The following is a 20,103-nucleotide window of genomic DNA, read 5'->3' on the forward strand; positions in this document are numbered from 1 at the left end:
CAGTCGCCGGGGTGGGTTTGATCGATTCGGTCACGAGGCCAGTCCTCCGCGCAGGCGCTTGCGCAGCGCGATCAGGTCCAGACAGGCGCGAGCGGCGCCGCCGCCCTTGTCGCCTTCGCTCATCCGGGCGCGCGCCCAGGTCTGTTCTTCGTCCTCGGTCGTCAGGATGCCGTTGCCGATGGCCAGACCCTTGAGGCCCAGGTGCATCAAGCCGGCAGCCGACTGATCCGAGACGATCTCGAAGTGATAGGTCTCGCCGCGGATGATGCAGCCGAGCGCGACATAGCCGTCATAGCGCGGCGCGGTCGGGTAGCGACCGGCTTCCTCGGCCAGGGCGATGGCGGTCGGAACCTCCAGGGCGCCGGGCACGGTGACGACGTCGAACTGCACGCCTTGCGCACGCAGGGCGTCCTTGGCCCCTTCCAGAAGGGCGTCGGCCAGATCGTCGTAGTAACGCGCCTCGACGATCAGGACGCGGGTGGGGTCGTTCAGGATTGGTCTTCTCCGTCCATGTCGCGCCAGCCCACGATGCGCAGGCCGTAGCCTTCAAGCGCCGTCGGATTGGGCCGCGTCGAGCTCATCACGATCATATCTTTGACGCCGAGGTCGAGCAGAATCTGGGCGCCGACGCCATAGGCTTTCAGCGAACGATCCACCGCGGTCGGTTTGTCCGCCCCGCCCAGGCGCTCGGCCAGGCCATGCAGGCCAGGGTCGCGCAGGAAGACGACGACGCCGGGACCGTCGCTGGCGGCCAGGGCCTGCATCGCCTTGGGAATATAGTTCTGGCGCGCCTCGACATGGCCCAGCAGGTCGGCGGCGAAGTCGATCTGGTGCATGCGCACCACGGTCGGCTTGGTCGGGTCGATGTCGCCGCGTACCAGGGCGATGTGTTCGGCGCCCTCGATGGTGTTGCGGTAGAGGATCAGCTTGAACGGCCCGCCGTGGACGCTCTCGAACGGCGTCTCCAGCACCCGCTCGACAAAGCGCTCGGTGCGGCGGCGATAGGCGATCAGGTCGGCGATGGTGCCGATTTTCAAGCCGTGCAGTTGGGCGAAGGCGATGAGATCGGGCATCCGCGCCATCTCGCCATCATCCTTGATGATCTCGCAGATCACGCCTGACGGATTCAGGCCGGCCATGCGGCTGATATCGACGGCGGCCTCGGTGTGGCCGGCGCGGACCAGAACGCCGCCGTCGCGTGCGACCAAGGGGAAGATGTGACCCGGCGAGACGATGTCGTCCACGCCGCGCGTCGGGTCGGTCGCAACCTGGATCGTATGCGAACGGTCAGCGGCGGAGATGCCCGTGGTTACGCCTTCCTTGGCCTCGATCGAGACGGTGAAGGCGGTCTTCATGCTCTCACGATTGTCAGCGGCCATCGGCGGCAGGCGCAGCTGCCGAGCGCGGTCGCCGGTCACGGCCAGGCAAACCAGGCCGCGCGCATAGCGGATCATGAAGTTGATCTGATCCGGCGTGGCGAACTGAGCCGGAATGACGATGTCGCCCTCGTTCTCGCGATCCTCGGCGTCCACCAGGATGTAGGGGCGGCCGTTGCGGGCGTCCTCGAGAATGTCCTCGATCGGGCTGATCGGACTGTCGGTATTATGGACGGCCAGTTTCATCATGCGGTCTCCTGCCACCGCGCGAGGTAGCGCGCCAGCATGTCGATCTCCAGGTTGACCTTGTCGCCGACCTTCAGGCCGCCGAGCGTGGTCGCATCCCACGTATGCGGAATGATGTTCAAGTCGAAGCGGCGCTCTTGCACCCCATTCACCGTCAGGGAAACCCCATCGACAGTGATTGAGCCCTTCGGCGCGATAAAACGGTGCAGAGGCGCCGGCGCCTCGACCACGATGCGGTGCGATCCGCCCTCGGGTGTGATCGAGATCACCTCGCCCAGACCGTCGACGTGGCCCGAGACGATGTGGCCGCCCAGTTCGTCGCCCAGTTTCGCGGCGCGTTCCAGATTGACGCGGGTGTTCTCAGTCCAGTCGCCCAGCTTGGTCTTGGACAGGGTCTCGCCCGAGACCTCGACGGCGAACCAGCCTCCCCGCTCGTCATGGCCCTTCTCCGTCACGGTCAGGCAGCAGCCCGCGTGGCTGATGGAGGCGCCCAGGTCGATGGTCGCCGTGTCCCAAACGGTTTCGATCTCATAGCGACGGTCGCGGTCGGTGTGGCGGACGCTGCGGACGCGGCCGATGTCGGTGACGATGCCGGTGAACATAAAAGCTCCGGTCCCTTCGGACCCAAAAAACAGAGTCTAATTAGTCTAATTCGTCTGAAATCAGCCGTCGAAGCGCGCGTAGCGTTCCCACAGGTCGTCTCCGACAGGCTCGACGCCCAGACGACGGAACTTGGGGGCGTCGGCCAGCTTTGCAAGCGCCAGGGAGGCGACGCAGGGCCGCCCCTCCCCGCCCAGCAGGATCGGGGCGCGGAACCACTCGATGGCGTCCACCACGCCCGCCTGCAGAAAGGAGGCGGCGACACGCCCCCCGCCCTCGATCAGCAGGGAGCCGACGCCGCGCGCGGTCAGGACCTCCAGCACAGCCGATATGGCGGGGCGGCCGTCGTCGGCGGCGACCGCGACGACGTCAGCCTGGCCGATGGGGTGGGGCGCGGCGGTCGTCAGGATCAGGGTGTGGCCGCTGGCGACCTTGGCCGTCGCAGGGGTGCGAAGGCGGCTGTCGAGGACCACGCGAAGGGGATTCCTTCTCCCCTCGGGGGAGAAGGTGGGCGGCGAAGCCGCTCGGATGAGGGGGACCATGGCTCCAGCAGCCTCGTCGGACGATGAGTGCGCTGAACCCGCCCCCTCATCCGTCATGCTCCGCATGACACCTTCTCCCCCGAGGGGAGAAGGGGAAAGACGGACCGTCAGTTCGGGATCGTCGGCCAGCACCGTCTCGACGCCGACCAGGATGGCGTCATGGGTCGCGCGCAGGCGGTGGCCCTGTTGGCGGGCTTCAGGCCCGGTGATCCACTGGCTCTCGCCCGAGGCCGTGGCGATACGGCCGTCCAGCGAGGTCGCCAGCTTCAAGGTGACGCGCGGGCGCATCAGGCCTTGCCGGAGTCGTCGGAGCTCCCGTCAAAACCCTCAGCGCCGAGGAATTTGGCGAAGTCGTCGGTATGGCGGAAGTCCTTGTAGACCGAGGCGTAGCGGACGTAGGCGACCTCATCGACCGACTTCAGCGCCTTCATGATGAAGTCGCCGACGATGCTGGACGGGATCTCGGTCTCGCCCAGGCTTTCCAGCTGGCGCACGATGCGGCTGACCAGCAGCTCGACCTGATCGGGCTGCACGGGACGTTTCCTCAGGGCGATGCCCAGCGAGCGTTCCAGCTTGTCGCGGTCGAAGGGGGTGCGGCGGCCGTTCCGTTTCAGGATGACAAGTTCGCGCAGCTGCACCCGCTCGAAGGTGGTGAAGCGCCCGTTGCACTGCGGGCAGGACCGACGGCGGCGGATGGCCGCGCCGTCGTCAGACGGGCGGCTGTCCTTCACCTGGGTGTCGGCGTTGCCGCAGAAGGGGCACTTCATCCAGTCGGTCCCTTAACGGTAGATCGGGAAGCGCGCGGTCAGTTCGCGCACCTGGGCGGCGACGCCCGCGACGACGGCCGGATCGGCTTCATCGCCGCCGTTCATCGACGAGACGACGTCGGCGATCCAGTGGCCGATCTGCTTGAACTCTTCCTCGCAGAAGCCGCGCGTCGTGCCCGCCGGGGTGCCCAGACGGACGCCCGAGGTGACGGTGAAGGGCGCGGTGTCGAACGGCACGCCGTTCTTGTTGCAGGTCATCAGCGCCTTTTCGAGCTCATGCTCGGTGGCCTTGCCGGTCACGCCCTTGGGACGCAGGTCCACCAGGGCCAGGTGGCTGTCGGTGCCGCCCGAGACGATGGCCAGGCCGCGCTCGATCAGGACGCCGGACAGGGCCTGGGCGTTCTTCACGACCTGTTGGGCGTAGCCCTTGAACTCGGGCTTCAGCGCCTCGCCGAAGGCCACGGCCTTGGCGGCGATGACGTGCTCCAGCGGGCCGCCCTGCAGGCCGGGGAAGACGGCCGAGTTGATCTTCTTGCCCAGATCGACGTCGTTGGACAGGATCATGCCGCCGCGCGGACCGCGCAGGGTCTTGTGCGTCGTGGTGGTGACGACGTGGGCGTGCGGCACCGGGTCGGGATAGGCGCCGCCGGCGATCAGGCCGGCATAGTGGGCCATGTCGACCATCAGATAGGCGCCGACCGAATCTGCGATCTCGCGGAAACGCTTGAAGTCAATGTGGCGGCTGTAGGCCGAGGCGCCGGCCAGGATCAGCTTGGGCTTCTCCTTCTGGGCCATTTCGGCGACGTGGTCATAGTCGATCAGGTGGGTGTCTTCCGACACCTTGTAGGTGACGGGGCGGAACCACTTGCCCGACTGGTTGGCGGGCGAACCGTGGGTCAGGTGCCCGCCGCAGGCCAGGTCCATGCCCAGGAAGGTGTCGCCGGGCTGCAGCAGGGTGAAGAAGACCGCCTGGTTGGCCTGGGCGCCCGAGTGGGGCTGGACGTTGGCGAAGGCGGCGCCGAACAACTCCTTGGCGCGCTCGCGGGCCAGGTCCTCGATCACGTCCACGAACTCGCAGCCGCCATAATAGCGACGGCCCGGATAGCCCTCGGCGTACTTGTTGGTCAGGACGGAGCCTTGCGCGTCCAGCACCGCCTGGGAGACGATGTTTTCAGAAGCGATCAGCTCGATCTGCTCCTTCTGGCGGCCAAGCTCGCCCTGAATGCCCTTGAAGATCGCCGGATCGGCGTCAGCAAGGCTCTTGGAGAAGTACGATTCGTGGGTGAAGGCGGTCACTGGCGGGCATCCCGAAGGCTGAAGGCTGAAACGGCGGGACCTATCTAGGCCGCGCCGCCGAACACCACAACATCTAGGGGGTAGGATGCCGCTCATCCCCGTCATCCCGGAAGCGGCGCAGCCGCTATCCGGGACCGCAGGAAGCACAAACGCGGCGTCTTGGGCGGTCCCGGCTCTCGCTGCGCTTCGGCCGGGATGACGGCGATGGTCAGCGCTGTGACAAAGCCCGCTTCAGTTTGGCGATGGCCACGCGTTCGACAGCGCGCGGCTCCAGCGCGGGGCCCATGGCGGAGACCTCAATGCCCGTCGCCGTGTGGACGGCGTTGCACTTCACATAGGTCCCGTTGCGCACGAACTCGACGATGACTTCGCCAAGTTCACCGTCCTGCATCAGGCGGCGACCGGCTGTCGGGCCACGTTGCAGCGCGACCAGAGCTTGTCCATCGCGTCGACCAGTTGGTCGATCATGCCGTCGTCATGGTTCGGCGACGGGGTGAAGCGCAGGCGCTCGGTGCCCTTGGGCACCGTCGGGTAGTTGATCGGCTGGACGTAGATGCCGAAGTCCTCCAGCAGCATGTCCGAGATCAGCTTGCAGTGGACCGGGTTGCCGACATGGACCGGGACGATGTGGCTGACGCTGGGCAGGACCGGGATGCCGGCCTGGGTCAGGCGGCGTTTCAGGGTCTCGGCGCGTTCCTGATGGGCGTCGCGCAGTTCGGAGTGGGCCTTCAGGTGACGCACCGAGGCCAGGGCCCCGGCGGTCAGGGCGGGCGGCAGGCTGGTAGTGAAGATGAAGCCCGAGGCCCAGCTGCGCACGGCGTCCACGATCACGGCGTCGGCGGCGATATAGCCGCCCATGACGCCGATCGCCTTGCCCAGGGTGCATTCGACGATGTCGATGCCGTCCAGCAGGCCGTCGCGCTCGGCGACGCCGGCGCCGGTCGCGCCATACAGGCCGACCGCATGGACCTCGTCCAGATAGGTCATGGCGCCGTACTTCTTGGCCAGGGCGATGGTGCCGGCGATGTCGGCGATGTCGCCGTCCATCGAATAGACGCTCTCGAAGGCGACCAGCTTGGGCGCGCCCAGCGGGGCTGCGGCCAGCAGTTCTTCAAGGTGTTCCAGATCGTTGTGGCGGAAGATGTGGCGCGGGCCGCCGCCGTGGCGGATGCCCTCGATCATCGAGGCGTGGTTCAGGGCGTCCGAGAAGATGATCAGGCCGGGCAGAATCTTCTGCAGGGTCGCCAGCGTCGCCTCATTGGCCACATAGCCCGAGGTGAACAGCAGGGCTGCTTCCTTCTGGTGCCAGCTGGCCAGCTCGGCTTCCAGATCGACCGCCGAACGGGTGGTGCCCGAGATATTGCGCGTGCCGCCGGCGCCGGCGCCCACGGCGTCGATCTCGGCCTTCATGGCGTCCAGCACCAGGGGATGCTGGCCCATGCCCAGATAGTCGTTGGAGCACCAGACCACGACATTCTGTTCGGAGCCGTCGTCTCGGCGGCGAACCGCCTGCGGGAACTGGCCGCGCACGCGTTTCAGATCGGCGAAGACGCGATAGCGACCTTCGCTGCGGACCTGCTCGACAGAGCTTTGAAAGGCAGACTTATAGTCGAACAAGGCGCTAGTTCTTTCGCTTATACAGCTTTCCGCGCCTAATTGCGCTCGCCGCTCAGCGTTGTCCATGTTCAGAGCCGGACAAAACGTCCCAACCCCTTAATTGATAACGGTTCTCATTTTGAGTTGCCCGCGGTCGTCGGCCCTGCGGGACCTCCCGACCCGACGCGGGCTGGGTGAGTGTGCCCGCGGTCAAAACGCTCCGCCTTTTCGACCCGACGCGGGCTGGCACAGCCTGCCGTCATCCCGGGGCGGCGTAGCCGAACCCGGGACCCAAGCGGTGGATCACAGTCGCCGTCCAGCCAAAATCAAACGCCTGGGTCCCGGCTCTCCGCTCCGCTACGGCCGGGATGACGGCGCGGGATTCGCGCCGCCGTCATCCCAGGCAGATGTCAGTTCGCCAGCGTATCGAGGCGTCCACGCAGCATCTGGACCATGGCGGAGAAGTCCTTGCCGCCGTAGCCGAGGCCGTTGAACAGGGCGTAGAGGGCCTCGGCCTGGGCGCCGAGCGGGGTGGTGGCGCCGGCCTTGGCGGCGGCGTCCTGGGCCAGCTTTAGATCCTTCAGCATCATGGCGGTGGCGAAGCCGCCTTCGTAGTCGCGATTCGACGGCGCGGTCGGCACCGGACCGGCCCAGGGATAGTAGTTGCTGACGCTCCAGCATTGGCCCGAAGACTTGGACGCGATCTCGAAGAAGCGTTCCGGCTCCAGACCCAGCTTCTCGGCCAGGGCGATGGCCTCGCAGGTCCCGACCATGCTGATGCCCAGCAGCATGTTGTTGCAGATCTTGGCGGCCTGGCCGGCGCCATGGTCGCCCGCGCGGATGGTGATGCGGCTCATGGGATCGAGGGCGGGTTCGACGCGGGCGAAATCGGCCTCGTCGCAGCCGACCATGAAGGCCAGGGTGCCGGCGTCGGCAGCGGCTGTGCCGCCCGAGACGGGGGCGTCGGCGAAGGCGTAGCCGGCCTCCTTGGCCAGGCCTGCGACCTTGCGCGCCGTCTCTACGTCGATGGTCGAGCAGTCCAGCAGCAGGGCGCTGGAGGGCGCCGCGCCGATGATCTGTTCGGAATAGACGCTCAGCACGTGCGGGCCGGCGGGCAGCATGGTGATGACGATCTCGGCGTCCTTGACGGCCTCGGCGACCGAGCTGACCGTGCGGCACCCGGCCTCGGCGGCGCGTTCCAGCGCGGCGGGCGACAGGTCGAAGGCGGCGACGTCATGCCCGGCCTTGGCCTGATTGGCGGCCATGCCGCCGCCCATGTTGCCGAGACCGATGAAGGCGATGCGAGTCATCTGAGCGTTCCCTTATGGATTTTGCGGCAGGGTTAGCGCCCCCTGCCCCGCTTCGCCAGTCACCAGTTCGAGACAGAGATCATCTCGATGCCCCTGCCTCAACCGTCATCCCCGGCCTTGTGCCGGGGATCCAGAAACTCCACCAACGGCAGCTAGGCGTTCCGTCCAGACCGGAAAAGCCGCGTCTCTGGATTCTCGGCACAAGGCCGAGAATGACGCAGCGGGGATGACGTCAGCCCGGCTTACGGAAGCGATAGACGAACTGGTCGGTCTTGCCGCGAATGGCCTCGTCAAAGACGTTCAGGCTGTGGTCGTCCGCCGGGTTGGCGACGGCGGCGGTTTCACCGTCGAAGACGAAGCCGGCGGCCTCGACCTCCTTGCGCAGTTGCGCGCCCTCGATGCGGTGCAGGGTCTCGACGGCGGTGTTGCCGGCGCCGGGCGCGGCCTGGTGGTCGATGACCACGAACAGTCCGCCGGGCTTCAGCGCCTTGAAGATGTCGGCGTTCATCTTGGTCACATCCACGCCGAACCGGGGGATGTGGAAGTCGTGATATTCCTGGCTCATGAAGACCACGTCCAGCGGCTGGTCGAAGGTCATGGCGTCCAGGTCGCCGTTGACGCGGCTGACGTTGGGATAGGCGGCGACCAGGGCGTCGGCGCGCGGGTTCTCGCGCTCGGCGGTCTTGTTCGGCACGAAGGCGTAGACGTGACCGCCCTCGCCCACCACGCGAGCGAACAGGCGGGTGAAATAGCCCGCGCCGGGACGGATGTCGGCGACGCGCTGACCCGGCTGAAGCTGAGCGAAGGCGAGGATTTCAGCCGGGTGACGCAGCGGATCGCGGGCGACCTCGTCAGCGGGGCGCAGGGTGTCGGCGAGCGCGCTCTGAACCAGAGACGACGGGATGGTCTGGTCTGTGCTTTGGGCGAGAACCGGCGAACCGGCGAGCATCAGGGCGGACAGGGCGGCGGCGAGCAGGGCGGACTTCATGAGACGACCTCCGAAAAAGCTGGGCTGCATAAGGCGTGAGCTGGAGGCGACTGACAAGCCGCCTCTAGCCTTAATGATCAGCCCGCCGACATCGACGCCGGGGACTGCTTTTCTTTCAGCGTGACCAGTTCCTCGGCCATGGTCGGGTGTACGGCGCAGGTGGCGTCCCACTGAGCCTTGGTCAGGCCGGCCTTCACGGCGATGGCGGCCAACTGGATCATCTCCGGGCTTTCCGGGCCGACGATGTGAACGCCGACGACGCGCTGGCTGTCGGCGTCGACCACCAGCTTCATCAGCACCCGCTCGTCCGAGCCGGTGAAGGCGTACTTCATCGGGCGGAAGCGGGTCACATAGACGTCCACTTCGCCGGAACAGGCGCGGCGCGCGTCATGCTCGGTCAGGCCGACGACGCCGACCGGGGGCTGGCTGAAGACCGCGCTGGCGACGGCTTCGTAGTCGAAGTGCTGAGGATTGTTCTTGTAGACCGTCTCGTGGAAGGCGACGGCTTCGCGAATGGCGACGGGGGTCAGGTTCATGCGGTCGGTCACGTCGCCGATGGCCCAGATGTTGTCGGCCGAGGTCTTCGAATAGTCATCGACCTTGATCGCGCCCTGTTCGTTCAGTTCGACGCCCGCCTTCTCCAGCCCCAGATCCTTGACGTGGGGGACGCGGCCGGTGGCGAACATGACCACGTCGGTTTCCAGCGTCATGCCGTTTTCCAGATGGTTGACCAGGCCGGTCTCGGTCTTCTCGATCGAGGCGTGCTGACAGCCCAGGATGACCTTGACGCCGCGTTTCTCGATCTCGCCCGCCAGATGGGCGCGCACGTCGTCGTCGAAACCGCGCAGGATGTTGGGGCCGCGATAGATCAGGGTCGTCTCGACGCCCAGACCGGCGAAGATGCCCGCGAACTCAACCGCGATATAGCCGCCGCCTGCGATCAGGATGCGTTTCGGCAGTTCCGGCAGGTGGAAGGCTTCTTCGGAGGTGATGGCGTGTTCGATGCCCGGCAGGTCCTCGGGCTTCCACGGACGGCCGCCGGTGGCGATCAGGATCTTCTCGGCGGTGAAGGTCTGATTCTTGCCGACAATCTCGACGGTGTGGGCGTCCTTCATCACGGCGCGACCGTGGACCAGATCGACGCCCGCCTTGCCCAGGTTGGCGGCGTAAATGCCCGATAGGCGGGCGATCTCGACGTCCTTGGCTTGCAGGAAGGTCGGCCAGTCGAACTTCGCGTTATCGAAGGACCAGCCATAGCCCTCGGCGATCTCCAGCGCGTGGCTGACCTCCGAGGCCATGACCATGAACTTCTTGGGCACGCAGCCGCGAATGACGCAGGTGCCGCCGACGCGATACTCCTCGGCCACGGCCACCTTCTTGCCGCCCAAGGCGGTCAGCCGCGCGGCGCGCACTCCGCCGGAGCCGGCGCCGATGACGAAGAGGTCGTAGTCGTACTGGGTCATCGAGGGCTCCGGGAATGGACTCGAAAAGATGAGTCCAATTCGTCTGAATCGTCTGAAATCTGTGCGGCTGAACCGCAGCGCTGACCCGACTTAGGCGCCGGGGCGCGAGGGGGCAAGGCGATCCCGCGCTTCCGTCATCCCGGAAGCGGCGCAGCCGCTATCCGGGACCGCAAGAAACGCTGAAGGTTGTGTTTGTGGCGGTCCCGGCTCTGCGCCTCGCGAAGCGAGGCTTCGGCCGGGATGACGGAGGGCTTAGGGATTGATCGTCTCGAACCCGGCGTCCGTGCCGATGATGGCCAGGTCGGTCAGGTCGAGGAAGAGGCCGTGTTCGACCACGCCGGTCAGGCTCTTGAGGTCGGCGGCGAGGCGGGCCGGGTCAGCGATGACCTTGCAGGCGGCGTCGTAGATCAGGTTGCCGCCGTCGGTGCGGATCAGGCCTCGGTCGGCCTGACGGACGCGGGCAGGCATGGGGATGTCGTGGTCGGCCAGGACGTCGGCGATGCGGTTGGCGGTGGTTTTGTGACCGAAGGCGACGACCTCGATCGGCAGGGGGAAGGTCCCCAGCACCGGCACCACCTTGGCCGCGTCGGCGATGCAGATGCAGCGTTCAGACGCCTCCCACACCAGTTTCTCGCGCAGCAGGGCCGCGCCGCCGCCCTTGATCAGGGCGAGGCCTGGGCCGATCTCGTCGGCGCCGTCGACGGTCAGGTCGATGCGCGGGGTGTCTTCCAGCGTCGACAGGGTCAGGCCCAGCTCGCGCGCCAGATCGGCCGTGCGTTCCGACGTCGGGACGCACCGCAGGTCGGGCAGGTTGCGCGCCGCCAGCGCCTTGACGAACCAGGCGGCGGTGGAGCCGGTGCCCAGACCGACGACCATGCCGGCCTCCACATGGGCGGCGGCGGCTTCGCCGGCGTTCTTCTTCTGCAGGTCGCTCATTTCGCAGCCTTCTTTGCGCGCATCGTTTGCATAAAGCGGGCGGCCCAGCCCGACTTGGTCGTCTGTTCGGCGCGGCCGAGCGCCAGATCGCCGGGCGCGACGTCCTTCGTCACCACCGAGCCGGAGCCGACCATGGCGCCCGCGCCGATGACGACAGGGGCCACCAGCGACGAGTTCGACCCGACGAAGGCCCCCTCGCCCACCGTGGTCCGGTGTTTGAAGAAGCCGTCGTAGTTACAGAAGATGGTGCCGGCGCCGATGTTGGCTTTCGCCCCCACATGGCCGTCGCCGAGGTAGGCCAGATGGTTGGCCTTGGCCCCCGCGTCCATGCGGACGTTCTTGACCTCGACGAAGTTGCCGACCTTGACGCCCTCGCCCAGATCCGCGCCGGGGCGCAGGCGGGCGTAGGGGCCGACCTCGGCCTTGGTCGCGACGCGGGCGCCTTCGATATGGCTGAAGCTGCGGATGCGCGCGCCCTCGGCCACAACCGCGCCGGGGCCGAAGACGACGAAGGGCTCGATGGTCGTGCCGGCGCCGACTTCAGTATCCCAGGCGAAGTGGACGGTGTCGGGGGCCGACATGGTCACGCCCTCGGCTAGGAAATGCTCGCGCTGCACCGACTGGAACAGGGCCTCGGCCTGGGCCAGTTCGGACTGGGCGTTGACGCCCATGACCGAGTCCTCGGCAGCGAAGACCGCGCGGGTCGGGGCGCCGCGCTTGCGGGCTAGCTCGACCACGTCGGTCAGGTAGTATTCGCCCTTGGCGTTGTCGTTCTTCACCTGGGCCAGCAGGTCGAAGAGCAGGCCCACGGGGGCGGCCATGACGCCGGAGTTGCAGGCGGTGATGGCCAGAACATCCTCGGACGCCTCCTTGGCCTCGGTGATGGCCAGCAGGTCGTCGCCTTGCAGGATCAGACGGCCGTAGGCGCCGGGGTCGCGGGCCTCGAAGCCGATGACGGTGACGCCTTCATGCACATCAGCGAAGACCGGCTCGATGTCAGCGGCCTTCAGCAGGGGGACATCGCCGTAGGTCACGACCACATGGCCGATGAAGTCGCCCAGCACGGCCTCGGCGGCGCGGACTGCGTGGCCGGTGCCGAGCGGCGGGTCCTGAACGGCGATGGAGTCCTCGCCCAGACGGCGCACGACGTGGTCGCGGACTTCCGGCGAATGGGCGCCGACGACGACGACGATGCGTTCGCAGCCCAGAGCCTCGGCGGCGTCAATGGCGTGATCCAGCATGGCGCGCTGGCCGACCGGGTGCAGAACCTTGGGCAGCGGCGACTTCATCCGCGTGCCTTGGCCTGCGGCAAGGATGATGGCGGCGCGAGGATGGTGTGCGGTCATGAATCGATCCGGCGGCTTGTCGTCTAGCGCGATCTAGCCCATTGCCGGGGCCTGCGCGAGCCGGGAGACGACATGAGCACTGAACGCGATCTGCAGGGCTGGACCATCGCCTTCGACCTGGACGGGACCCTCGTGGACTCGGCGCCCGATCTGATCGGCACGCTGAACCGGATGCTGGCGCAGTACGAACTGCCGCCGACGCCCCTGTCCTCGGCCCGGCATCTGGTCGGGCATGGGGCCATGGCCCTGCTGCGCCACGGCTTCATGGAGGCGGGCGCCGCCTGGGACGAGGCCCATGCGCCCGGCCTGTTCGACCGCTTCATCGAGGACTACCTGGCCCACATCGCCGACGAGAGCACCGTGTTTGACGGCGTGGTCCCGGCGCTGGAGCGGTTGGCCGCGCGGGGGGCCATCCTATGCGTGGCGACTAACAAGCGCACAGACCTGGCGGTCGCGTTGATCGAGGCGCTGGACCTGACCAAGCATTTCGCCTTCATCGCCGGGCCGGATGCGGTGTCGGCGCGCAAGCCGAGCGGGGCGCATATTCATGAGGCGGTGCAGAAGGCGGGCGGCGATCCTGCGCGCTGCGTCATGGTCGGCGACAGCACGACGGACACTAAGGCTGCGAAAGACGCGGGCGTGGCCTGCATCGTCGTCGGCTTCGGCTACAACGACGTGCCGCGCGAAGAGCTGGGCGGAGATGTGGTGATCGACCACTACGACGGGTTCGAGGCGGCGCTGGCTGAAGTGATGCCAGGGTAGACCCCTCATGCCCATCTGACGTCATCCCGGAAGCGGCGCAGCCGCTATCCGGGACCGCAGGAAGCGCCGACCGTCGAGCCTTGGGCGGTCCCGGCTCTGCGTCTCTCTGACGAGAGACTTGGCCGGGATGACGAATAATGCGCAATAAAACTAAACGATCCGACAGAACTTCTACGCCCTATCTGCGCCCGTCGCGGTTGCCGTCTGCGCGCGTGGGAAACACATAGATCGACCGCTCCTCCCCAAAGGTCGTCATGTTTCGTCGCTTCTTCGCTATCCCGCTCTGGCAGCGCACCGCCGCCGGTTTCGCCCTGGGCATCATCGCCGGACTGATCCTGCGCGAGCAGGCCGTGGTCTGGTTGCAGCCGATCGGCGACGTCTATCTGAACTTGATCCGCATGGTGGTGGCGCCCCTGGTGCTGTTCACCATCGCCAGTTCGATCGCCAAGCTGGGCGAAGGGGTCGGGGCGGTGCGGCTGGGGGTGCGGACCCTGGTCTGGTTCGCGATCACCTCGCTGCTGGCGGTGCTGGTCGGGTTTGCGTTCGGGCATCTGATCAATCCGGGCGTCGGCCTGTCCAACCTGCCGCTGGGCGAGGTGAAGGAACGGGTGATCCCGACGCCGCTGGACGTCCTGCTGGGCATCGTGCCGACCAACCCCTTTGCGGCGCTGAGCGAGGGCAAGGTGCTGCAGATCATCTTCTTCTCGGCACTGATGGGCGCGGCGCTGGTGGCGCTGGGCGACCGGGCGCAGACGGCGCGGCGGCTGGTGGATGAAGGCGCGGCTTTGGTGTTTCGCATCACCCGCTGGGTGATCCAGCTGACGCCGTTCGGGGTGTTCGGCCTGATCGGCTCGGTCGTCGGCGGCTATGGCTGGGAAGCGCTGCTGCCGCTGGGCAAGTTCATCTTCGCCATCTACGCGGCCTGCCTGTTCCATATCCTGATCGTCTATTCGGGTCTGCTGAAGCTGCACGGGCTGAAGATCACCAGCTTCTTCCGCGGCGCGTTCGCGGCCCAGCAGACGGCCTTCGCCACATCGTCTTCGCTGGGCACCCTGCCCATCACCCTGCGCCAGACGGTCGAGCGTTTGGGCGTGCCGCAAGCCTATGCCGCCTTCGCGGTGCCGCTGGGGGCCAATGTGAAGATGGACGGCTGCGGGGCGATTTATCCGGCCATCGCCTCGATCTTCATCGCCCAGTATTTCAGCATCGACCTGTCGCTGACCCAGTACGTGCTGATCGGCCTGACGGCGGTTCTGGGCTCGCTGGGGACGGCGGGGGTGCCCGGCACCAGCATCGTTATGCTGACACTGACCCTGTCGACGGCGGGCCTGCCGCTGGAAGGCATCGGCTATATCGTCGCCATCGACCGGATCATCGACATGATGCGGACGGCCACCAATGTCACCGGCCAGATGCTGGTCCCCGTCCTGGTCGCCAAGGAGGAAGGCATCCTGAACGAGGACATCTACAACGGTCATGTCGCCTGGCTGCCGGGCGATCCCGAGGCGGAAACGCCGGAAGGGGTCCGCGCCGCCGGTATTTGATCAAAGAGGCTTGCCGTCGTCGGAATCGCGGGCTACATCGCGCCTCCCGACGGCCCAAGCCATTCTGATTTGGTCGTTACTGCGCTGGACGCGTAGCTCAGCGGGAGAGCACCTCGTTCACACCGAGGGGGTCACAGGTTCAATCCCTGTCGCGTCCACCACTTTCCTTGAATATTTTCACGCCCATGCAAGCGCCCTGCTGCGCGCGGCCGGATGGCTCACGTCTGGCCTGAAGCGATGGATGGGGCATTGGGAAGATCAGCGGCTACAGGTTTAAGGACCTGCGGCTGCCGGCGGCCGGAACCATTCCGGGCTCCCGCCCCCTTTGAAGGTCTGTAGAGCCGCGCGTTCTCGCGCGAGCGACATACCTCAGTTCCCGAGTAGACACGCATGAACCGTCCCACCGACACCTCGGCCTCTCTTCGCGTTCTAGAACAGGAGGCCGAGAGGATGGCGAGGCTCTCGCCCTTCGCCGCGGATCGCGACCGATTCAACCGGATCGCCCTGCGCTACCGCGAAGAGGCGGCAAGACGGGACAAGGAGGTCCCCCCGCCCTCGTCCTGATGTCCGGCCCAGCAGGTCGGCGGCCCTCCCCTCTATTGTCCCGCTCTGCTTCGCCGGCGCCAGCCTTCCACCACAGTGTCAGACCACTTTCGCACGCCGGGCTTGGCGCTTGATCTGAGGCATGGATCAGGTCCAGTGAACGTGACCGTCCTGAGGGACTCTGGATGTCGCGCCATGAACCAGCCGAACGCGCCTGTATGGCACGAGAAACACCTTCGGCTCGGCATACGAGCCGCGGGCGTCGCTCTATGGTCGTGGAACGTCGAGACGGACCGCCTGACCATGGACGCGATCGGGTATGCGCTTTGGAACCTTCCAGAGGACGCAGGGGTGACTTTCGAAGACCTCTCCATGCACATTCACCCCGCCGACAGGGACCGCGTCCGGGCGGCCTTCAATGCGACGCGAGGCATCGTCGGACCCTATGAGATCGATTTCAGGATTTTGATCGAAGACGAGGTGCGCTGGATTTCCGCCCGTGGCCGGGGCGACGACGAAGGCATAGTCGGCGACGTCATGTATGGCGTCTTCCTTGACGTGACAGGCCGCAAGCAGGCTGAAGAAGCGCATGAGCTGCTGGCGGGGGAAATGAGCCACCGGGTCAAGAACTTGATCGCCATCGCCGGCGCCCTCACCTCCATGTCGTCCAGGGCGCCGGGCACCAAGGAGGAAATGGCGAGCGAACTGACCAGTCGTCTCACCGCCTTGGGCCGCGCGCACGACCTTGTCCGTCCTGTACCCGGCCAGACGGAAAACGCCGCCCTTCTGGCGGATCTTCTTTCAATCCTGCTGGCGCCCTATGATGATCTAGGCGCGTTCAGCGGACGCGTTCGCGTGACCGCGCCCCGCATGGGCGTCGGTGAGAGCGCCGCCACGGACCTGGCGCTTGTCCTCCATGAATTGGCGACGAATTCCCTGAAGTATGGAGCCCTGTCCTGCGGGAGCGGGCTGCTCGATGTGGCTTGCACTGTAGCAGACGACGAATTGGTCATGGTCTGGACCGAGCGCGGCGGCCCGGCCGTCACGCCCCCGAACGACGCCTTGGGCTTCGGCAGCCGTCTTCTCGACCGGATCGTCACCCGGAAGCTGCGGGGGTCCATCGCGTATCAATGGAATCCCGAAGGCCTGATCGCCACAGTGCGCGTGCAAGTCGCGAAACTCCTGAGCTGACGACCCGGACTCGCCTCCGCCCTCCGGGTTACTGAGGAGGCCTTGCGCAAGGCCGGGCTGATGAAATGAAGCTGGGCCTCGGCCTGGCCTCATCTCTGTGCGACACCTGATCCATGACGGATGAACGCAAGCAGAAGTTGGCCGGCGAGCGCGCCGAGCTCTACGCCCCGGCGCCCACGGGCGGATCGACCATGGCCGGCCTCTGCGCCGGTACGGTGAGCCTGCTCGGCGTCTTCGTGGTTTCAGGCTTCTACGGACATGACGTCGAGGACCATCTGGTGCTGACCGCCGTCGCCACGGCGGTCGGCTTCCTTGCCGGTGTGATCGGATACAAAAAAGTGGCTCGCGCAAACCGTCGCGCGGTCAGGACGGAGCGGCAGGCCATCGACGACGGCAAATCGTGAAGTCGTAAGCCGCCTGAGGACCTCGCGATAGTCGGCCAAAAAACCAGGCTCGCGATCCGACCGTGCGTTCACGTCGTCGGTCTTACCGTTCTCGATTACCGAAGGCTTGCTGGCCGGGCGGCGGCCGTGAAAAGCAGCCAGAGCGCGATCAAAACAAAAACGGGCTATCTGCGCGACGGCCAGCCCCGTTCTCGCCTACAACCCTGGCGCGCCTTCTGGTCCGGCTTAAAACCCGTGGCGCCCTTTGCCGTCTCGGGCGTTGATCAGCTTCACCGGAGGCGACCTTGATCAACAGACCAGGCCCGAAATCAGTCCGTCAATCCTTGCGGGCGGGCGCGACCTCCGTCTGGCGTGTGGCGAAAACTCGGGCGGACAGGCTAAGGACCTACGTCGTCGCCGAAGACCCTGTCTGGCGGGCGTTTCGACATCCCGGAAAGCCGGAGGCCGTCGCGGCGGGGATAACCCTGGCCCTGGCGGTCGGTTTTCTGTTGTTCCTGGTTCTGTTCGACTGGAACTGGCTGCGCGGACCGATCAGCCGCGCGGCGTCGGCCTCGACCGGCCGCGAGGTCCTGCTGAACGGCGATCTGGATGTCAGGCTGTTCAGCTGGACCCCGTCAGCCACGGTGCGCAGACTCACTGTCGGCGGCCCCGCCTGGGCGCGCGGTCGGAATACGGCCGAGGTCGAACAGCTGGACGTCTCGGTTCGGTTGCGTCGGCTGTTCCTGGGCCAGATGGAGGTATCGTCCCTGACCATGACGCGCCCGACGGTTCATCTGATCGTGGATACGGAGGGCCGGCGCAGCTGGGACCTGAAACCGGATCGACCGGACGACGGTCGCGGGGCAAAGCTGCCGGTCATCCAGCGCCTGGTCATCAAGGGCGGCCGCCTGACGCTGGACGAGCAGCGGCGCGGCATGAAGCTCGACGCCATAGTCGCCGCGCGCGAGGCGCGGTCTCCCGAGGAGGGTGAAAGCGGTTTCCAGCTTGACGGCAAGGGGACGATGAACGGCGCGCCGCTCACCCTTCGCGTCACGGGCGGCCCCTTCGTCAATATCCGCCGCGACCGGCCCTACGCCTTCACCGCCGATCTGTCAGGGGCCGGGTCGAGACTGAAGGCAGAGGGCGCCGTCACTCGCCCCTTCGACCTGGGGCGTTTCAACGCCGTGCTGGAACTGGAAGGACAGGACCTGGCCGACCTCTATCTGCTGACGGGCATCACCACGCCGAACACGCCGCCCTACAGATTGAGCGGCCGCCTGAGCCGCGACGGCACCCTGTTCCGCTTCGCCGATTTCAGCGGACGGGTCGGATCGTCAGACCTGTCGGGGACGCTGGAGGTGAATAAGATCGGCGCACGCCGCCGCGTTGATGCGGAACTGGCCTCTCGCTCGCTAGACATCGATGATCTCGCGGCCGTCCTGGGCGCCCGGCCAAGGGTCACAAGCGGCGGGACGGTGGCCAGCTCTGGCGCGCCGGGCAAGCTCCTGCCCGATGCGCCGCTGCGGACCGAAAGGCTTCGCGCCATGGACGGGTCCCTGTCCTATCGGGCCGCTTCGGTGAAGGCCAACACCCTCGACATCCGGCAGGTCCGGCTCGGCGCCGACCTGAAGGACGGGATACTGAAGCTCAACCCGGTGTCCTTCACCTTCAATCGCGGCGAACTCAACGGGACAGCGCGGATCGACGCCCGCCGGAGCACGCCTTACAGCGCCGTAGATTTCCGCCTGAGCGGCTATCCGCTGGAATCGATCATCCCCGCACGAGGCGGCGCGCCGACGGTGACGGGCCGCGCCCTGGGTCGGGCGAAGCTGGAAGGGCCTGGGGCCTCCATCCATGATCTGGCGGCCAATTCCAAGGGGACCATCAGCCTGGTCGTCCCCCAAGGGCGGATGCGGTCGGCCTTCGCCGAACTGCTGGGCATCAATGTCGGCGCCGGCTTGCGCAAGCTGCTGTCCGGCGATCAGTCCACGTCCGGCATCCGCTGCGCCGTGGCGGATTTCACAGTCGCCGGCGGCGTGGCGACCTCGCGCACCCTTGTGATCGACACGGACGTGGTCCTCGCCCAGGGATCGGGGACCATCGACCTGGGGGCCGAGACGATGAACCTGAGGATCGACGGCGAAACCAAGAAGCCTCGTCTCCTGCGGGTCTGGGCCCCGATCACGGTCAAGGGCCCGCTCGTCTCCCCGAGCCTTGGCGTGGACGTTTCGGCCGTGGCGACCCAGGGCGGGATCGTCGGCGCCCTGGCGACCCTGGTCAATCCGGTCGCCGCTCTGCTGGGCTTCGTGGACCCCGGCCTGGCGGAAGACGCCGACTGCGGCAGCCTGATCGCCGGCGCCCGTTGAACGCCTTGACCCGCGTTCGAACCCACGAGGTAGGCCAGAGCCTGGCGCGGCACGCGGCCCTGTCGCGTCGCCGCATGCATCGCGAGCACCGCGTGAGCTATTCCACGTCGGCTCGGTCGGCGATCAGGCGTTCGTCAGCACCACGCCGACCAGGACAGCGGCCCAATGCACCCCGGCGGCGGCCACCACGTGGCCATGCCAGACGGCTCTGAACCAGGTGAGCTTCTTGCGCACGTAGAAGACGGCGCCGGACATGTAGAGGACGCCTCCCGCCGCCAGCAGAACCAGGGCGATCAAGGAGCCGTGGGCGATCATCGGCTTGAAGGCGATCACCACGAGCCAGCTCAAGGCAATATAGAGAAGTATCCAGAATCGGCGGCCGACACCCGGAAGGAAGAGCTTCCCCAAGGCCCCGAGGACCGCCAGTCCCCAGACAGTCGCCGTCATGCCCCACGCCCAGGCACCCGTAAGATTATGCGTGGTGAAGGGCGTATAGGACCCGGCGATCATCAGAAAAATGCCTGCGTGATCCAGGCGACGCAGCAGCGGACGCCACCGCGCCGCGGCGAAATTATAGGCCGTCGAAAAGCCGAGCATCGCCAGCAAGCCGACCGTGTAGACGCTAACGGCGAGGACGAGACCGAGACTCCCCTTGGCGACGGAAAGACCGAGGAGGACGCCGCCGCCGAACAGGGCCAGGGTCAGGCCGACCACATGCACCACTAGATCCGCGCATTTGGCGCGAGACGTCGGGTAGTGCTTCGGCGACAGGTCGAGTTGGGTCACGGCGGTCAGCCTAGGTGGTGTGGACAAAGTGCCTGACCCACAAGCGGATTGAAGCGACGAGG

The 20,103-nt window shown here is 66.7% G+C and carries 19 protein-coding genes and 1 tRNA gene; 6 read left to right on the forward strand and 14 right to left on the reverse strand.

What is annotated here, in order from left to right; all coding sequences use genetic code 11:
* Positions 1-30: 30 nt before the first annotated feature.
* From ribH to glmU, 13 genes are all read right to left on the reverse strand, one after another.
* Positions 31-495 carry a 6,7-dimethyl-8-ribityllumazine synthase gene (gene ribH / locus DXK21_RS12330; protein WP_370523734.1) on the reverse strand — a complete coding sequence of 155 codons (465 nt, stop codon included), beginning with the start codon at positions 493-495 and terminating at the stop codon, positions 31-33.
* Positions 489-1,625 (reverse strand): 3,4-dihydroxy-2-butanone-4-phosphate synthase, encoded by a 1,137-nt coding sequence (gene ribB / locus DXK21_RS12335; RefSeq protein ID WP_114818080.1) that lies wholly within the window; start codon positions 1,623-1,625, stop codon positions 489-491. Before ribB ends, ribH begins: the two co-directional genes overlap by 7 nt.
* Positions 1,622-2,224 (reverse strand): riboflavin synthase, encoded by a 603-nt coding sequence (locus DXK21_RS12340; RefSeq protein WP_114818081.1) that lies wholly within the window; start codon positions 2,222-2,224, stop codon positions 1,622-1,624. Before DXK21_RS12340 ends, ribB begins: the two co-directional genes overlap by 4 nt.
* Before the next feature lie 60 nt (positions 2,225-2,284).
* Entirely contained in the window at positions 2,285-3,052 is a 768-nt protein-coding gene (locus tag DXK21_RS12345) for a RibD family protein (RefSeq protein WP_114818082.1), read from the reverse strand.
* Positions 3,052-3,531 carry a transcriptional regulator NrdR gene (nrdR, locus tag DXK21_RS12350; RefSeq protein ID WP_114818083.1) on the reverse strand — a complete coding sequence of 160 codons (480 nt, stop codon included), beginning with the start codon at positions 3,529-3,531 and terminating at the stop codon, positions 3,052-3,054. The genes DXK21_RS12345 and nrdR overlap by 1 nt, the downstream gene beginning before the upstream one ends.
* Before the next feature lie 12 nt (positions 3,532-3,543).
* Positions 3,544-4,827: a serine hydroxymethyltransferase gene (glyA, locus tag DXK21_RS12355; protein ID WP_114818084.1), complete on the reverse strand. Its 1,284-nt coding sequence runs from the start codon at positions 4,825-4,827 to the stop codon at positions 3,544-3,546.
* 208 nt (positions 4,828-5,035) lie between these two features.
* Positions 5,036-5,218 (reverse strand): DUF6898 family protein, encoded by a 183-nt coding sequence (locus tag DXK21_RS12360; RefSeq protein WP_114818085.1) that lies wholly within the window; start codon positions 5,216-5,218, stop codon positions 5,036-5,038.
* Entirely contained in the window at positions 5,218-6,444 is a 1,227-nt protein-coding gene (gene hemA, locus DXK21_RS12365) for a 5-aminolevulinate synthase (protein WP_245945210.1), read from the reverse strand. The genes DXK21_RS12360 and hemA overlap by 1 nt, the downstream gene beginning before the upstream one ends.
* Positions 6,445-6,833: 389 nt before the next feature.
* Positions 6,834-7,733 carry a 3-hydroxyisobutyrate dehydrogenase gene (gene mmsB / locus DXK21_RS12370; protein WP_114818087.1) on the reverse strand — a complete coding sequence of 300 codons (900 nt, stop codon included), beginning with the start codon at positions 7,731-7,733 and terminating at the stop codon, positions 6,834-6,836.
* 232 nt (positions 7,734-7,965) lie between these two features.
* Complete coding sequence (locus tag DXK21_RS12375) at positions 7,966-8,721, reverse strand: class I SAM-dependent methyltransferase (RefSeq protein WP_245945211.1); 756 nt, start codon at positions 8,719-8,721, stop codon at positions 7,966-7,968.
* 77 nt (positions 8,722-8,798) lie between these two features.
* Complete coding sequence (gene gor, locus DXK21_RS12380; RefSeq protein WP_114818088.1) at positions 8,799-10,184, reverse strand: glutathione-disulfide reductase; 1,386 nt, start codon at positions 10,182-10,184, stop codon at positions 8,799-8,801.
* A 252-nt stretch (positions 10,185-10,436) separates the two neighbouring features.
* Positions 10,437-11,120: a ribose-5-phosphate isomerase RpiA gene (gene rpiA / locus DXK21_RS12385; protein ID WP_114818089.1), complete on the reverse strand. Its 684-nt coding sequence runs from the start codon at positions 11,118-11,120 to the stop codon at positions 10,437-10,439.
* Entirely contained in the window at positions 11,117-12,466 is a 1,350-nt protein-coding gene (glmU, locus tag DXK21_RS12390) for a bifunctional UDP-N-acetylglucosamine diphosphorylase/glucosamine-1-phosphate N-acetyltransferase GlmU (protein ID WP_114818090.1), read from the reverse strand. The genes rpiA and glmU overlap by 4 nt, the downstream gene beginning before the upstream one ends.
* 72 nt (positions 12,467-12,538) lie before the next feature.
* On the opposite strand from glmU, the gene DXK21_RS12395 reads away from it, so the two are divergent.
* The 6 genes from DXK21_RS12395 (at position 12,539) to DXK21_RS12420 (ending at position 19,255) form a co-directional block, all read left to right on the forward strand.
* Positions 12,539-13,228: an HAD-IA family hydrolase gene (locus DXK21_RS12395; RefSeq protein ID WP_114818091.1), complete on the forward strand. Its 690-nt coding sequence runs from the start codon at positions 12,539-12,541 to the stop codon at positions 13,226-13,228.
* 254 nt (positions 13,229-13,482) lie between these two features.
* On the forward strand, positions 13,483-14,772 hold the full coding sequence (locus DXK21_RS12400) for a dicarboxylate/amino acid:cation symporter (RefSeq protein WP_114818092.1): 1,290 nt from the start codon (positions 13,483-13,485) through the stop codon (positions 14,770-14,772).
* A gap of 86 nt (positions 14,773-14,858) precedes the next feature.
* Positions 14,859-14,933, forward strand: a tRNA-Val gene (locus DXK21_RS12405).
* Positions 14,934-15,510: 577 nt separating this feature from the next.
* The gene (locus DXK21_RS12410) at positions 15,511-16,506 is read left to right on the forward strand and encodes a sensor histidine kinase (protein ID WP_114818093.1); all 996 of its coding nucleotides are present in this window, start codon (positions 15,511-15,513) and stop codon (positions 16,504-16,506) included.
* 113 nt (positions 16,507-16,619) lie between these two features.
* Complete coding sequence (locus DXK21_RS12415) at positions 16,620-16,910, forward strand: hypothetical protein (RefSeq protein ID WP_114818094.1); 291 nt, start codon at positions 16,620-16,622, stop codon at positions 16,908-16,910.
* Between the two features lie 353 nt (positions 16,911-17,263).
* The gene (locus DXK21_RS12420; RefSeq protein ID WP_211306028.1) at positions 17,264-19,255 is read left to right on the forward strand and encodes an AsmA family protein; all 1,992 of its coding nucleotides are present in this window, start codon (positions 17,264-17,266) and stop codon (positions 19,253-19,255) included.
* 123 nt (positions 19,256-19,378) lie between these two features.
* Here the strand turns inward: DXK21_RS12420 and trhA are convergent, their stop codons facing one another.
* On the reverse strand, positions 19,379-20,041 hold the full coding sequence (gene trhA, locus DXK21_RS12425) for a PAQR family membrane homeostasis protein TrhA (RefSeq protein WP_245945212.1): 663 nt from the start codon (positions 20,039-20,041) through the stop codon (positions 19,379-19,381).
* Between the last annotated feature and the right edge of the window lie 62 nt (positions 20,042-20,103).

The sequence above is a fragment of the Brevundimonas bullata genome, from assembly GCF_003350205.1.
Lineage (GTDB): Bacteria > Pseudomonadota > Alphaproteobacteria > Caulobacterales > Caulobacteraceae > Brevundimonas > Brevundimonas bullata.

Coding starts and splice junctions, on each gene's coding strand:
- gor (WP_114818088.1), bottom strand. CDS start 10,184: ATGACCCAGTACGACTACGACCTCTTCGTCATCGGCGCCGGCTCCGGC.
- DXK21_RS12360 (WP_114818085.1), bottom strand. CDS start 5,218: ATGCAGGACGGTGAACTTGGCGAAGTCATCGTCGAGTTCGTGCGCAAC.
- DXK21_RS12375 (WP_245945211.1), bottom strand. CDS start 8,721: ATGAAGTCCGCCCTGCTCGCCGCCGCCCTGTCCGCCCTGATGCTCGCC.
- rpiA (WP_114818089.1), bottom strand. CDS start 11,120: ATGAGCGACCTGCAGAAGAAGAACGCCGGCGAAGCCGCCGCCGCCCAT.
- ribB (WP_114818080.1), bottom strand. CDS start 1,625: ATGATGAAACTGGCCGTCCATAATACCGACAGTCCGATCAGCCCGATC.
- glmU (WP_114818090.1), bottom strand. CDS start 12,466: ATGACCGCACACCATCCTCGCGCCGCCATCATCCTTGCCGCAGGCCAA.
- DXK21_RS12345 (WP_114818082.1), bottom strand. CDS start 3,052: ATGCGCCCGCGCGTCACCTTGAAGCTGGCGACCTCGCTGGACGGCCGT.
- DXK21_RS12340 (WP_114818081.1), bottom strand. CDS start 2,224: ATGTTCACCGGCATCGTCACCGACATCGGCCGCGTCCGCAGCGTCCGC.
- DXK21_RS12415 (WP_114818094.1), top strand. CDS start 16,620: ATGACGGATGAACGCAAGCAGAAGTTGGCCGGCGAGCGCGCCGAGCTC.
- nrdR (WP_114818083.1), bottom strand. CDS start 3,531: ATGAAGTGCCCCTTCTGCGGCAACGCCGACACCCAGGTGAAGGACAGC.
- DXK21_RS12400 (WP_114818092.1), top strand. CDS start 13,483: ATGTTTCGTCGCTTCTTCGCTATCCCGCTCTGGCAGCGCACCGCCGCC.
- mmsB (WP_114818087.1), bottom strand. CDS start 7,733: ATGACTCGCATCGCCTTCATCGGTCTCGGCAACATGGGCGGCGGCATG.
- DXK21_RS12410 (WP_114818093.1), top strand. CDS start 15,511: ATGAACCAGCCGAACGCGCCTGTATGGCACGAGAAACACCTTCGGCTC.
- DXK21_RS12395 (WP_114818091.1), top strand. CDS start 12,539: ATGAGCACTGAACGCGATCTGCAGGGCTGGACCATCGCCTTCGACCTG.